The organism is Streptomyces sp. NBC_01320 (assembly GCF_035974375.1).
GTDB lineage: Bacteria > Actinomycetota > Actinomycetes > Streptomycetales > Streptomycetaceae > Streptomyces > Streptomyces yanii.
The window spans coordinates 9,824,747-9,837,754 of record NZ_CP108390.1 but is presented as its reverse complement, the minus strand read 5'-3'; the positions used below and the strand labels follow the sequence as shown (position 1 = coordinate 9,837,754).

The following is a 13,008-nucleotide window of genomic DNA, read 5'->3' as shown; positions in this document are numbered from 1 at the left end:
CGGCATCAGCGGGATGCGGCCTTCCGGCGGACCACGTCCTCATAGGTCCGCCGGAGGGTCTGCGCCACGGCCTTGATGGTGAAGCGCTCATTGACCAGCTGCCACGCAGCGTTTCCTGCTTCGGCGTTGGTCTTCGGCTCCAGGAGTTCGAGGATCGCCTGCGCGACCTTCTGGGCATTGGCCTCGTCCTCGCCGACCCGGCTGTCGATCACCCGGCCCGCCCCGGCCTCCGCTACATCGGGGCCCAGCCCGCAGGTGCGGGTGATCACCACGGGCGTACCGACCGACATCGCTTCGAGGACCGAGACCCCGAGGGGTTCCTCGATCGACGGCAGTACGTACACATCGGCGCGCCGTCCGGCGGCGAGAACCTCTTCGTGGCCGAGCGGTCCCACATGGTCGAGCGACTCCAGCACTCCCAGTCTCGCGGCCAGTTCCAGCGTTCCGGGGAGTGCTCCGGTGTCCGGTCCTGCCAGGACGAACCGGGCGTCCGGGTACTTCGCAAGGACTGCGGGCATCGCTGCGACGAAGTCCTCCGGGCGCTTGCGCTGCTGGATCCGGGCCAGGAAGAGCACCGTCGGCGGCTGCCCCGGGTCCCGGGCGGGCTTGCGCTTCTGCGGGCGTACGCCGTTGACCAGCCGTACGGTGCGGGTGAGCGGCACCGGGGCGGCCACGGCGTTCACATCGAGGCGCTCCATCTCGGTCAGGTGCAGCACCGCGTCGGCGCCGCGCAGCACCTTCCGTACGCCCAGCAGGTCGGTCAGCTGGGCGACGCGCTTCTCGGTCGGGTCCACCATGCCGTGTGTCTGGACGACCAGCGGGCGGCGCAGGGCCAGCGCGAGGAGGGCGGCGGGCAGCGTCACCAGGTCGCGCATCAGATGGACATGGACGAGATCCGCGCCACGCATCCTGCGCCGGGCGGCCAGCAGCAGCGCGCCCGATGTGATGCCGCTGACCTCGAACATCGGCAGGAGGTGACGGGCCTGGAAGAGGTGGGCGGGCACGCCCTCGACCTCGCGCGGCAGCTCGCCGACGAAGCCGTCGCCGAGCGCCATGATCCGGGCGTCGTCGCCATGGGCACGCTGGACCTTCGACAGGTTGAGCGCCACCCGGGTCGGACCGCCGAACGCGTGGTCCGGAGTGTGCAGCGTGACGATGTGCAGGATTTTCACCAGGGTTCCCCTCGACCTCGGCCTACTCTTCACAGAGTAGTCATCCTGATTACCCCAAGTGGGTTGATTCGTTAGAGTGTTCACCGATCCACGGAACGGGGGACGAATGACGTCCGTGCACGAGACGGCGCCGCCCGTACCCGTACGGCGGGGTGGCGGTGGCCGGCGGGTCCAGCCTCCGGCGAAGCCGATGTCCTGGGCGATGCTCTCGCGGGCGCTGGCCGTGCCGCTCATCCTCGGCCTGGTCTGCTTCCTGCCCGCGGTGATCGCCGCCCAGCCCGGCACGGGCGTCGGCGACACCGCCTACTGGCTGCAGCTCGTCCTGACCTGCTATGCGGGTGCGCGGCTGGCCACGATGATCCTGTCGACCGGACGGCGGCTGCTCCAGGGCGTCTTCTGGATGTTCGTGTACATCGCGATGGGGGTGGCTCCGTTCGCCCAGGCGGTCATCGGCCAGACCCCGACGCCGATGGTCGGGCCCCGGTCGGACCTGGTGACGGCGATCTCGCTGATCCTGATGGGCTGCGCGGCGTTCGACCTCGGTGCGCTGCTGGCGTCCCGGCGACCGCTGCGCCGGCGCACAGCGGCGCGCAGCGGGAGCGGCCCGGCCACCGCGCACCGGATCAGGCTCCGGCTGCTGGTGCTGCTCGCGTTCGCCGCGAGCGGGTACTACATCCTGAAGCTCGGCGGGCCCGCCATCTTCTTCACCAGCCGCCAGGAGATCAGCGCCACCGTCGCCGTCAGCTCGGTCGCGTCCTCCGAGTCGAACGTGGGCTCCGCCTTCCTCAAGGGCTTCGGTACGGTGCCCGTCCTGTTGGCGCTGCTGTTCTACACCCGTCGCCTGGTGACCTCGCGGCGGGCCCGGCGCTCTCCCTCGACGGTTCTGGTCTGGATGGCGCTGGCGATTCTCAACGTCATCGTCAACAACCCGATCTCCAACGCCCGTTACTGGTTCCTGACGGTGCTGGTCTCGCTCCTTTTCACCGCGTTCCCGAGCAGCGCCGCGATGTACCGGTCGGTGCTCGCGATGGGGGTGGTCGGGGCTCTGGTGCTGTTCCCGTACGCGGACCGGTTCCGGTACGACGACGCCGGGTACCGGCCGGTGCAGTCGTCGTCCGTCTTCGAACCCCTGGCGACGAAGGACTACGACCAGACGGTGATGTTCGCGAACACCATCTCCTGGGTCGACACCCGTGACCACACGTACGGGCGTCAACTGGCCGGCTCCGCGCTGTTCTTCGTGCCGCGGGCGGTGTGGAGCGGCAAGCCGGAGGACACCGGGGTCCGGGTCGGCCAGTGGATGGGGATGAGCATGACCAACCTCTCGGCGCCGCTGTGGACCGAGTTCTGGGTCGACTTCGGCGCGCCAGGGGTGGTCGGCGGTCTCGCACTGATCGGGTACGCCGCCGCGCGCACCGACCGCCGTTACGCGCTGGCGGTCTCCCGGGACGGACCCGGGCCCGGAGGTGTCCTGGCCATCGCGGCGCCGCTGATCGCCGGGTACACATTCATCCTGCTGCGCGGACCGCTGCTGCAGTCCGTCGGGAAGCTGGCCATCGGAGCACTCTGCCTGCTGCTGGTCACGAGCTTCAGGGGCCGGGGCGGGCCGCGGTCAAGCTGACCGGAGGCTGCGCGGGTGCGGTGCGCCGGTGCAGCCCGGCCACCCGGATCCAGGTCGCCACCGCCTTGCAGACGGATCCCAGACACAGCCCCCAGGCAGCACCCGGCACGCCGCCGACCGCATAGCCGCCAGCCAGGAACGCGACGGCGGCGAGCGAGAACACCACCTGGATGGAGAGAGTGGTGCGCGGGTCCAGCATCCGCAGCGCCAGCAGCCCGCAGGTGCCGACGGCCATCGCCGTGTACTGGCTGCCGGTCGCCGGCAGCAGTGCCGCCGCCGTGGGCCAGGTGTCACCGAGCAGATGGCGACCCACACCGTCGGGCAGCAGCGCGAGCGTCGTGGCCCAGACCGCGGCGGTGGCGGCCAGGACCGCGGCCAGACCGGCGGTGGCGCGTATCCGGCGCCCTTCGGAGCCGAGCCGTCCGAGCAGGGGTGGGCCGAAGCTGGTGGCGGAGGTGAACAGCACGTTGAGCGGTCCGAAAAGCGTGGTCGCGCCGCGCAGCGCGCCGACGACCAGGGGGTTGCCGAACACACCGAGTCCGAGAACGGAGAGCTGGCTGGTCGCGTTCCCCACGCCGAACTCGACCACGAACCGCCGCCCGAGGTGTTCTCGCCTCATCAGGACCTTCAACCTCCGCTGCGTACCGGCGACGTGGCGGCGCAGCAGGGCGGCGGAGAGCAGCAGCGCGGGCAGCGCGGACAGCCCCCAGACGGCGACGAGCCGTGCGGCCGGGGCGCCGTACGGCTGGACGGCCAGGGCGCCGAGCACACAGGCGAGCCGCAGCACGTCGCTCGCCAGCGCGAGGTGCGGCCGCTGCAGGGTGGAGAAGGCATAGCGCATGGCGTCCTGTCCGAGCACGACGGGCAGGACGAGCCCCAGGACCATCAGGGCGCGCGCGGTGTCCCCGGGCACGAACAAGCAGACTGCGGCCAGCAGCGCGCCGAGGGCCGACGCGGCGAGGAGGGTGAAGTCGACCGCCGACCTGCAGGCGCCGCGCACCTCCTCGCCGGCGCCGCGCCGCAGCACGAGCGGCTGTCCGGTGTAGGCGCCGGAGATCCCCAGCAGCACCGTGAAGACGAGATACACGGCCGAGAAGCGGGCGAAGTCGGCGACGGTGGAGAGCCGTGCGGCCGCCACCAGCACCAGGATGTTGGTGAGGGCCGCCACCCCTTGGTCCGCGACGGAGCTGACGACCGCGGTGCGTGCTCTCACCGGCGCCCTGCAGAGGTGTCGAAGGCGCGCAGCCCGAGGGTTTCTGTGGGGTCGCCGGTGTGTTCGGAGCCCTCGGGTCCACCGCGGCCGTCCTGGCCGTCCTGCCCCGACCGGCCCCCGTTCGTGCGGCGCCTGCCGGACTTCTGGCGCGCCCTGCGCTCGAAGCGGCCGCGCCCGGGATGCAGCAAGGTACCGAGTACGGTGCCGCCGGCCGCGCCGATGATCTCGCGGATCCGTTCCAGGTCGCTGCGGTGGACTTCGCGCGGGTCGCAGACCACCACGACGCCCTCGACACGGTCGATCAGGGCGACGGCGTCGGCGTACGACAGCACGGGCGGCGCCAGCACGATGACCACTGAGCCGGGGCGGTCCCCCTCGGCGACGATGCGGCTGACGGGCGCCGAGGTCAATGCGCGCGGCACGTTGTCGATCCGGCGTCCGGCGATCAGGGTGAAGGCGCCGGAGCCGGGCACGTCCACGTTCGTACGACTGTCCGACGGCCAGGCGCGGTCGTCGCCCTCCGCGGCCCAGCGGGGTCTTCCCTGTACGGCGGGGCCGAGATCGCGGGCCAGGGACGGGGTACGGAGATCCGCCTCGACGAGGAGCACGTCACGGCCCATTTCGGCGAAGGCGGCTGCCAGGTTGACCGCCGCGGCGGTGGCCGCTTCGTTGTCGCCGCGCGGGGCTGTGACGAGGAGCCGTCGGCGCTGTTCGAACGACGGGTCGTAGGCGAGGCGGAACGCCACCGCCCGGTATTCCTCGGCGAGCCTGCTGCCGCTTCGTCCGATGGCGAGCAGCGCCCCCTGGGAGCCGCGTTCCTTCGGCAGGGTGCCGAGCAGCGGGGCACCGAGCGAGCGGACCAGCTCCCGGGTGGAGCGGACCGCCGGGTCGAAGACGAGACGCACCCAGGACAGCAGCAGACCGAGCGCGAGTCCGACGACGCCGCCGAGCCCGAGCAGCAGGGGCAGTCCCGCCCCCGTGGGCTTCTCCGGTGCGACGGGCTTCTTGTTGAGGTAGCCGGGTGTGGTGTCCAGAGCGCGCAACTCCGAGATTTTTCGGCTCAGTTCGGAGATCGCGACCACCAGGTTGGCCCGGGCGCTGGTCACGTCGTCACCCCTGGTCCCGGCCGACTCACCGGCCAGCTTGTCGCGCTGTTCGGTGAGCGGCTTCAGCTGGGCGCGGTAACCGTCGACCATGTTGTCGATGCTGTTCTCGGTGCGCTCCCTGCGTATCTCCAGATAGGCGTCGGCGAGCGCCTCGGCCCGCTGCTTGGCCAGGGCGGGGGTGCGGGCGGTGTAGGAGAAGCGCAGCACGAGGGTGTTGGGCGGGTTGGTGACCTGGAGACCGGCGAGCAACTTCCCGACCTTCACCCGGTCGTCGCGCCGCGCCAGGGCGCGAGCGGCAATGGTGCCTACCGCGTCGCTGACAGCGGTCTGCCGCTCGGAGCCGATGTTGATCCCCTTGTCGGCGGAGGCGCCGGTGGCGAAGGGGTCGGAGGTGGCGTTGCGGACGAACACCTCGCCGGTGGCCGTGTAGCTCGCCTCACTGCTGAGGGCGAGCCAGCCGCTGCCCAGCAGCCCGACGACCACGCCGATGGCGAGGAGTGCGCGGTAGCGCAGGAGTTGCCGGAACTGGTCGCGCAGCAGAGCGGGTTCGTCCTGCTCCTCCAGCGCGCGGATCGGATGCGTCATCGGCGTGGTCTCCCTTGTGGGTCTTCGAGGACCTCGGTAAGCAGGGCGTCGAACCGGGCGAGGCCCGCTTCACGGCTCAGGTGACGTGCGACGTACTCCGGCCCGCGGGCGCCCAGTGCGTCCGCCTCGGCCGGTCCCTCGACGAGCTTCCGTACGGCTGCCAGCAGCGCGCCGGGGTCCTCGGGTGCGACCAGGATCCCTGCGCCGGAGCGACGCACCTCCTGGGCGGTGCCGCCCTCGTCGGCCACCGAGGCGACGACGGGGCGGCCGGAGACGAAGTACGAGGTGAGTTTGGACGGCACGCTCATGTCGAGCACGGACGCACGCTGGGTCACCGTGAGGACGTCCGCGGCGGCCAGGACGTCGGTGAACTCGTCTGCACCGGCGGGTGGCAGGAAGTCGAGGTTGGGCAGGCCGGCCGCGCGGGCACGCAGTTCCTCGCGCTGATTGCCGTCGCCCATCAACACGATGCGCACATCGGGGGCCAGTCGGGCCGCGTCGACGAGGACGTCGAGTCCCTGCTTGAGCCCCATGTTCCCGGAATGCAGCACCACCGGGGTGTCGGCGTGCCAGCCGAGCCGGGCCCGGGTCGCGGCGCGGTCGGCGGAAGGCCGCTGCACATGGCTCCAGTTGGGGACCAGGCGGACGCGTCCCGGGTCGACGCCGTAGGCGGTGACACGGGAGACGAAGCTCTCGTGGATGACGCCGACGAGGGAGGCGGAGCGGAGCGCGTACCGCTCGGCCCTCGCGGCGACGGCCGCCGCCCGGTCCCCGCCACGGATGCCGCTCTGCGCGGCGGCGGCGCCCATCAGGTCCTGCACGACGGGTATGTACGGGACCCGGTGGCGGCGGGCCAGCCTGGCGCCGATGACACCGCCGGCCAGGCTCGGCATCTGGGACACCACCGCGTCCGGCCGGGACCCGAGCGGTGCGAGCAGACCGTGCGCGAGCACGGTCGCCTCGAACGCACCTCTGCGAAGAGCGGTCTGACGGGGCGGCACATAATGCCTTCGCCGATGGACCAGCACCCCGGCGCGGCTCTCGGTAGTTCGCCAGAACCCCCGGTACTCGGCGTCCGTGCGCCAGGAAGGGTAGTGCGGCATGCCGGTGAGGACATGGGTCTCCGCTCCGGACGCTGCCCAGTGCTCGGCGAGTTGTGCGGCGTACGGGCCGATTCCGGTCAGCTCCGGCGCATAGTTGGTCGACACCACGAGAAGCCTGCGGTATGCGAACGGCTTGTCGTGATCAGCATGGGACATCGGACGATCACCTTCCCCCCGGTACAGCCTCTGTTCCCCCGAGGGAACAACCCCAAAAGTGAGCTTATCCGTTCACGTGATGCGCAAGTGGTCTTCACAGTAAGGTCATTGCACCATCAGCACGGATACCGATATCCCGCAGGACCGGATGCCATGTCCGGACACCTGCGACCGGAACACGGACATCATGTTCACCGTGGGGGGAGAGAACGGATGGTGCACAGGGTCGGCTACGCGCCGGGGGTCTACGACCTGTTCCACGTAGGGCACCTGAACATCCTGCGGCATGCCCGCAGCCAGTGCGACTACCTCGTGGCGGGGGTCGTCTCGGACGAGATGGCCGCGCTGGCCAAGGGCCACACGCCGGTGATCCCGCTGCCGGAGCGGCTGGAGATCGTCCGCAGTGTGCGCTATGTGGACGCGGCGTTCGTCGAGACCGTTCCCGACAAGGTCGAGACGTGGCAGCAGGTCAGGTTCGACGTCATTTTCAAGGGGGACGACTGGCGGGGCACGGAAAAGGGGGAACGACTCGAGCGCGACTTCGCCGAGGTCGGTGTGGAGGTGGTCTACTTCCCCTACACCGTGCACACGTCCAGCACCCAGCTGCGCCGGGCGCTGGACACCCTCGTCAATCCGCAGCCCGGAGCGCTTTCAGCTCCCTGAACCACTTGACGAGGAACGCCACGAGGAACAGCGCGTGCACGACGGCGAGTGCTGCATAGCCGATACGGAACGCGGTCTCGTCGCCGTACAGCAGGAACACCAGGCAGAACACCCCGTAGTCGGCGGGGAGCAGTGCCACGGCCCGCACCCGGGACACCGGGGCCGGGGCCGGGGCACGGTCGGCCGGTGCGGGGCGGGCCGCCGCCTTGCCGAGCTGCTCGCGCAGCAGACCGGCGCAGAAGGTGAGCACGGCGACGAACAGGAAACCCAGCGGCAGCAGCAGCCAGCCCTCGCCGGGCAGTTGCGCAAACCGGTGGAACGAGATGAGTACGGCGATATGTACGAGGATCAGCTTGGCGCAGTCCACGACATGGTCCAGCCACTCTCCGTCCGGCCCGCCGCGTCCGGTCAGCCGGGCGAGCTGCCCGTCGGCCGAGTCGAAGGCGAAGCCGACGGCCAGCCCCGCATACACGGCGAAGGCGAGCCCCCAGGAGGGTCGGACCAGCGCTACCGAGGCAACTGCGGTGAAAGTGAAGGCCGCACTGACCAAGGTGACTTGATTGGGTGTGAGCCCGATCCGGTAGGCGCCCGCGGCAAGCACACGCCCGGCCGGGCGGTTGACATACCGCGAGTAGAGCGACACACCCTTTGCGGTCTTCTGCGCGCCACGCAATTCGCGCAGCACCGTGCCTGTGGATCCCATCCGCCCCCCAGCGTCCAGCCGTTCCCGCAGCGCCGGCGGAACACCGAAAGCGCTGCGGTCGGAGCCGCATCATGGCACGGAGAACCTCTTTCAGGTGAGCACTCCCCCGGTCCCGGCCCGGCAGGCTGTCGGCTCAGGCGGGTGCTGACCTGCACTCCGGGTGGCCCCATCCGTTCGGATTCTTCGCGATCATGTCCTTCGCCGCGTACGGCTTTCCGCAGTGGCAACGCCCGGCGAACTTGGCCCGGATGGTGCCCCCGGTGGGCGCGGGGCGTGCCGCGCCCGCCGTCTTCCTCTTCGCCGCCGCGCTGCTGCTTCGGCTCTCGGAGGCCCTGGCCGGTGCGGGCGTCGGCAGCGGGGAGCCGTGGGCCGTGCCGGCCGCCTGCTGCGTCACGGCGGCCTCGCTGGCCGCTTGGTCGGCAAGGGCGTTGAGCGGATCGCCGTCCACCTGATGGGCTGGCACGTAGACGAAGCGGACGGTCCGGCCGCTCAGCAATTCGTCGATGCGGACCACCAGCTCCTGGTTGGCCACGGGCTTGCCGGCCGAGGTCTTCCAGCCGTTCCGCTTCCACCCCGGCAGCCACTTCGTCACCGCGTTCATCGCGTACTGCGAGTCCATCCGGACCTCGGTCTCCACGGCCGGATCCGTGGCCTCCAGCAGCGACTGAAGTGCGGTGAGCTCGGCGACGTTGTTGGTCGCGGTGCCCAGCGGCCCCGCCTCCCAACGCTGCGGAGTCCCCTGCGCATCGGCCACGACCCATGCCCAGGCCGCAGGTCCCGGATTCCCCTTCGATGCCCCGTCACACGCGGCGATGATGCACTCGTTCATACCCCTGATCATGCCAGCGCCGACCCGGCCCACGGCCCCACGGGCAGCCGGTAACGCAGCGTAACGGTTCGGAATGCGGTGACAGCCGGACGCTGGTTCTCTGAATGAGCCCGCTCTTCCCTACCGTCCTAGGAGTGACGATGAGCGTTGCAGGCGAAACCAGTGGCCGCGCCCAGGAGATGCGCGACAAGGCCCGGCATCTGACCGAGGCCGCGGAGCGCGCGACCGACCCGGAGCAGCGTCAGCGGCTCCAGGAGAAGGCGCGGAAGCTGCAGGAGCAGAGCGAGCAGCTCGGCAACATGGGCTCCGGCGACATGCGCCGGCCCAAGTAAGCAGCCGCACCACGTGAACGGTCGGTGGTCTGCCGCTCTTCCATGAGTGAGTGGCAGGCCATCGGCCTCGCTTCCGTTCGGAGACGGTTCAGACCCCGGCACGTGCCATGGCTGCGCGTTGCTTCACGTACTCCCGGTAGTGCCGGGTCAAGCGGACCGCAAGAACGAGCAGGGCGACGGGGATGATCCCGTTGGGCCAGTCCGTCCCGGACGTCATGTGACTCCTCCCTGCCCTAAAGGGACGGGGCTTCTCGCTGAGCCGTGGGGCGTTGCGACGGACCAGCCCGGCCCGTAGAACACCGCGGCGATCACGCCGTTGGACAGAACCTGGGCACAGGTCTCCAGCCAGCACAGATCCTGGCGGTCGAGGACCATCCCGAGGATGCTGATGATCGCGAAGAAGGCGATGCCCGTGACGTCGAGCATCGCGTAGATGCCGCGCCGCAGATCGGGGTAGTTGAGCACGACCGCGGCGATGAGTACCGGCGAACGCCGCGTATTTCCACGTACTGGGGTCGGCCACGACATCGAAGATGATCCACGGAGCGACAACGCCCGGACCCCGGCGGTCCGGTGCGGGTGGCCATCGACCGGTTCGGCGGCACTATGCACCGTAGGCAACTGGACGACTCGTGCATCGAACTCCGCAGGATCGACGATCGGCTGATCGGCCGTCAGCACCGCTGGGTCGCCGTCGCCCCCGGTAACCGGCGACGTCGACCTGTTGCCCGGCGAGTACGACGCGATCCGCCTGGTACGACACCGAGGACGGCACCGGAGCCTCGGTGCTGTGGCGGGCCGGCGACCTGTCGGTCGGCGAACCGGTCTTCGCCCCCTCCACGGGGAGCGGATCCGGTGGGCACGGCGACTGGATGACGTACGCCGCCAACCTTACGGACGCGAGTAGTTGACTGCCCGTCATTCCCGCCGACAACCCGGGATCGGGTCCGCTCGCCCGGGTTTGCATCCCCGTACACGTACCGCTTGGCCTGCACGGCAACTGGCTCCCCGCCGAGGAGCGGACGCTCAGTCCATGACCGGCAGCGTGTAGCGGATCTTCTCCTTGGCCCGGCCGCCGAGACGGTCGTAGAACCGGATCGCTCCTTCGTTCCACGCGGGCGTCTGCCACTGCACCTCGGTGAGCCCCAGTTGCTTCGCCTCTGCCGCTACGGCATCCATGAGCAGCGCCCCGAGGCCCAGTCCCCGGTTGCCCTCGCGGAGGAAGAGGCAGTCCATGTGAAGGTACTCGCACCCCTCCCAGGTGGACAGTTCGGGCATACAGGTCGCATACCCGACGACCTCTCCGTCGGCCCGCTCCGCCACGAGGCACCGCAACCGCTGGTCCGGAACGTCGAAGAGGAGTACCGCAAGCCGCTCCGCCAGGCCCGGGGACGGCGCCGCATCCTTCTCGTACGCGGCGTGCTCGGCGGCGAGTTCGGCGATGCGCGGCAGATCGGCGGGGCGCGCGTGCCGTACGTGGGGAGCGCCGTTCATCGGATACCTCCGGTCAGGGTGGTCAGGGCGGCCGTCTGGTGGTGCGCCCATCATCCAGGGGTCTTACCCGGCCGCCTCGCGCGGGTCGGGCACGGGCCCGATGGTGCGAACAGCTCTCGGACGATCTGCGGACGACCGACGGACGAGGGCATCATGCTGTCCATGGCCTCGCACCCGTTGCTGGAGAAATCCGAGTTGTCCGCCCTGGAGCCGTATCTGGACCGTGTGGGGAAGGTCTTCGCCGCCTTTCGCGAACAGGACTCGGGGTGTGTGTCCTACGGCGTACGGCTCGAAGACGGTGAGCGGTGGTTCGTCAAGGCGGCGGTCACGGAAGCCGGCCGGCGGTCGCTCGACCGCGGGTGGGCTTTCCACCAGGCGGTACGCCACCCGGCGATCGTCCCGCAGCTCCACCGGATCACTGTGGGTGACAGGTGCGCGGTGGTGATGCCGTGGCATGAGGGCGAGGTGCTGTACGCGAGGCGCAACCGCTCCAGCCCCGACAGCGCCATCGCACGCTTCCGGGCGCTGCCGGTCACCCGGGGGCTCCACGCGTTCGAGCAGGTCCTGAGCGCTCATCTCGCCGTGGAGGACGCCGGTCAGGTGGCGTCGACTTCTACGACGGTGCGTTGCTGTACGACTTCGCCCGGGACACGGTGCGCCTGATCGACCTCGACGAGTACCGGCCCGGCCCCTTTGTGCCGGCCGACGACCGGCTGCCGGGGTCACGGCGGTTCATGGCGCCCGAGGAGTCCGTGCAAGGGGCACTCATCGACACGCGGACGACGGTGTTCACCCTGGGCCGTGCGGCTCGGCTTCTCCTGGACTCCGGGGACGAGGAGGGGGCGTGGCGGGGCAGTCCGGCACAGCTGGCGGTGCTCCCGCGGGCCACCCGCAGGGATCCCGCAGAGCGGTTCGCGACGGGGCACCGGTTTGCCGCCGAATGGCGGACGGCAACCCGTCCCTTTTTTGTGAACCGGACACCGATGAGTTTTCGGCGCTGAATCGGTCGGTATCGGTGGACACACCCTTATGGCGAGGAGACAGCGATGACCAGCGAAGGCTTCACCACCTGCCTGTGGCTCGACGGGCAGGCCGAAGAGGCGGCGGACCATTACATGTCGATCTTCAAGAACTCGAAGCTCGGCAGGGTGGGCCGCTACTCCGAGGCCGGGCCGGGTCCGGCCGGGTCCGTTCTGGCCGTCGAGTTCGAGATCAACGGCCAGAAGTTCGTCGCACTGAACGGCGGACCGCAGTTCACCTTCAACGAATCCATTTCATTTCAGATCCGCTGCGACGACCAGGAGGAAGTGGACTACTACTGGAGCAGGCTCTGCGAAGGCGGCGAGGAAGGTCCTTGCGGGTGGCTCAAGGACAAGTACGGCGTGTCGTGGCAGGTCGTGCCGAACGTGCTCATCGACTGGATCGGCGACCCTGATCCAGTGAAGGCGAGCCGGACCACCGAAGCGATGATGACGATGAAAAAGCTCGACATCGCTGCACTTCAGAAGGTCCACGCCGGGGTTTGAGGTCCACCGGGCGGTCGAGGCGGCGCGGGCTCCTCAGGGCTCGGTGTGCTCGGTGACCGCGCGGACCTGCGGTGATCCGAACACCTGGTGTCCGCCGCTGGCCAGCATGCGTACCTCACCGAGCTCGCTGATCTCCGCGCGGACGATTCCCGTCTCGTCCTCGTAGATGGGATAGCCGCCGGCCCCTTCTTTCGCGGTGCGCCGAACGACCACAGTGTCGTCCTCGACGGCGGACGCCTGAAATACCAGCTCATAACTTTCCGGGCAATCCATGGGTGGCTCCGGACCAGAATCGGCGGCTGCGAATGTCCTGCCTGCGTCTTCCATTGTCGCCCACAGCAGGGCGCCGTGCCTCAGGGCGACTCCGTCGTGGTCGCGGAGTCGGCCTGCCGCGGAGCCCGGGAGTGCCTCACCGCCGGTGAAGGACCGGATCGCTGATCCCCCGCTCAGAGCCTGTCGTGCCTCGCGCGCCGCGGTCACGGTGGACGGGGCCTCGGGAGCGACG

General features: G+C 69.9%; 16 protein-coding genes. 6 read left to right on the top strand and 10 right to left on the bottom strand.

Translation table 11 applies throughout. The features are described 5' to 3' along the window. Nucleotides 1-5: 5 nt before the first annotated feature. Entirely contained in the window at nucleotides 6-1,172 is a 1,167-nt protein-coding gene (locus tag OG395_RS44675; protein WP_327248017.1) for a glycosyltransferase, read from the bottom strand. 106 nt (nucleotides 1,173-1,278) lie between these two features. On the opposite strand from OG395_RS44675, the gene OG395_RS44670 reads away from it, so the two are divergent. Then, complete coding sequence (locus OG395_RS44670) at nucleotides 1,279-2,793, top strand: hypothetical protein (RefSeq protein WP_442818668.1); 1,515 nt, start codon at nucleotides 1,279-1,281, stop codon at nucleotides 2,791-2,793. Here OG395_RS44670 and OG395_RS44665 read toward each other — a convergent pair. Genes OG395_RS44665 through OG395_RS44655 form a run of 3 tightly spaced genes read right to left on the bottom strand, consistent with a single transcriptional unit; the run spans nucleotide 2,762 to nucleotide 6,956 of the window. Further along, complete coding sequence (locus OG395_RS44665) at nucleotides 2,762-4,006, bottom strand: hypothetical protein (RefSeq protein WP_327248016.1); 1,245 nt, start codon at nucleotides 4,004-4,006, stop codon at nucleotides 2,762-2,764. The two genes, OG395_RS44670 and OG395_RS44665, sit on opposite strands and share 32 nt — an antisense overlap. Continuing rightward, nucleotides 4,003-5,697, bottom strand: coding sequence for a lipopolysaccharide biosynthesis protein (locus OG395_RS44660; protein ID WP_327248015.1), 1,695 nt, complete (start codon nucleotides 5,695-5,697; stop codon nucleotides 4,003-4,005). The genes OG395_RS44665 and OG395_RS44660 overlap by 4 nt, the downstream gene beginning before the upstream one ends. After that, the gene (locus OG395_RS44655; RefSeq protein WP_327248014.1) at nucleotides 5,694-6,956 is read right to left on the bottom strand and encodes a glycosyltransferase; all 1,263 of its coding nucleotides are present in this window, start codon (nucleotides 6,954-6,956) and stop codon (nucleotides 5,694-5,696) included. The genes OG395_RS44660 and OG395_RS44655 overlap by 4 nt, the downstream gene beginning before the upstream one ends. Nucleotides 6,957-7,169: 213 nt before the next feature. Here OG395_RS44655 and OG395_RS44650 point away from each other — a divergent pair, with 213 nt between their 5' ends. Beyond that, nucleotides 7,170-7,619 carry an adenylyltransferase/cytidyltransferase family protein gene (locus tag OG395_RS44650; RefSeq protein ID WP_327248013.1) on the top strand — a complete coding sequence of 150 codons (450 nt, stop codon included), beginning with the start codon at nucleotides 7,170-7,172 and terminating at the stop codon, nucleotides 7,617-7,619. Here the strand turns inward: OG395_RS44650 and OG395_RS44645 are convergent. Together OG395_RS44645 and OG395_RS44640 are read right to left on the bottom strand one after the other, a co-directional pair. Continuing rightward, nucleotides 7,585-8,322, bottom strand: a complete 738-nt coding sequence (locus OG395_RS44645; RefSeq protein WP_327248012.1) for a CDP-alcohol phosphatidyltransferase family protein — start codon at nucleotides 8,320-8,322, stop codon at nucleotides 7,585-7,587. The genes OG395_RS44650 and OG395_RS44645 overlap by 35 nt on opposite strands. A 133-nt stretch (nucleotides 8,323-8,455) precedes the next feature. Further along, entirely contained in the window at nucleotides 8,456-9,151 is a 696-nt protein-coding gene (locus OG395_RS44640) for a ribonuclease H family protein (protein WP_327248011.1), read from the bottom strand. A 140-nt stretch (nucleotides 9,152-9,291) separates the two neighbouring features. Here OG395_RS44640 and OG395_RS44635 point away from each other — a divergent pair, with 140 nt between their 5' ends. Then, on the top strand, nucleotides 9,292-9,483 hold the full coding sequence (locus tag OG395_RS44635; protein ID WP_327248010.1) for a DUF6381 family protein: 192 nt from the start codon (nucleotides 9,292-9,294) through the stop codon (nucleotides 9,481-9,483). A gap of 88 nt (nucleotides 9,484-9,571) precedes the next feature. On the opposite strand, the gene OG395_RS44630 is transcribed toward OG395_RS44635, so the two are convergent. From OG395_RS44630 to OG395_RS44620, 3 genes are all read right to left on the bottom strand, one after another. After that, nucleotides 9,572-9,700, bottom strand: coding sequence for a hypothetical protein (locus tag OG395_RS44630; protein ID WP_327248009.1), 129 nt, complete (start codon nucleotides 9,698-9,700; stop codon nucleotides 9,572-9,574). After that, nucleotides 9,697-10,164 carry a hypothetical protein gene (locus tag OG395_RS44625; RefSeq protein WP_327248008.1) on the bottom strand — a complete coding sequence of 156 codons (468 nt, stop codon included), beginning with the start codon at nucleotides 10,162-10,164 and terminating at the stop codon, nucleotides 9,697-9,699. Before OG395_RS44625 ends, OG395_RS44630 begins: the two co-directional genes overlap by 4 nt. A 345-nt stretch (nucleotides 10,165-10,509) precedes the next feature. Beyond that, on the bottom strand, nucleotides 10,510-10,977 hold the full coding sequence (locus tag OG395_RS44620) for a GNAT family N-acetyltransferase (protein WP_327248007.1): 468 nt from the start codon (nucleotides 10,975-10,977) through the stop codon (nucleotides 10,510-10,512). A gap of 162 nt (nucleotides 10,978-11,139) precedes the next feature. Here OG395_RS44620 and OG395_RS44615 point away from each other — a divergent pair, with 162 nt between their 5' ends. The 3 genes from OG395_RS44615 to OG395_RS44605 are packed head-to-tail and all read left to right on the top strand — an operon-like array spanning nucleotide 11,140 to nucleotide 12,503. Next, entirely contained in the window at nucleotides 11,140-11,640 is a 501-nt protein-coding gene (locus OG395_RS44615; protein ID WP_327248006.1) for a hypothetical protein, read from the top strand. Beyond that, nucleotides 11,604-11,978, top strand: coding sequence for a hypothetical protein (locus OG395_RS44610; RefSeq protein WP_327248005.1), 375 nt, complete (start codon nucleotides 11,604-11,606; stop codon nucleotides 11,976-11,978). The genes OG395_RS44615 and OG395_RS44610 overlap by 37 nt, the downstream gene beginning before the upstream one ends. Before the next feature lie 45 nt (nucleotides 11,979-12,023). Beyond that, a complete protein-coding gene (locus OG395_RS44605; protein WP_327248004.1) occupies nucleotides 12,024-12,503 on the top strand; it encodes a VOC family protein in 480 nt (159 codons plus the stop codon). 33 nt (nucleotides 12,504-12,536) lie between these two features. Here the strand turns inward: OG395_RS44605 and OG395_RS44600 are convergent, their stop codons facing one another. Further along, the gene (locus OG395_RS44600) at nucleotides 12,537-12,776 is read right to left on the bottom strand and encodes a DUF6296 family protein (protein ID WP_327249654.1); all 240 of its coding nucleotides are present in this window, start codon (nucleotides 12,774-12,776) and stop codon (nucleotides 12,537-12,539) included. Between the last annotated feature and the right edge of the window lie 232 nt (nucleotides 12,777-13,008).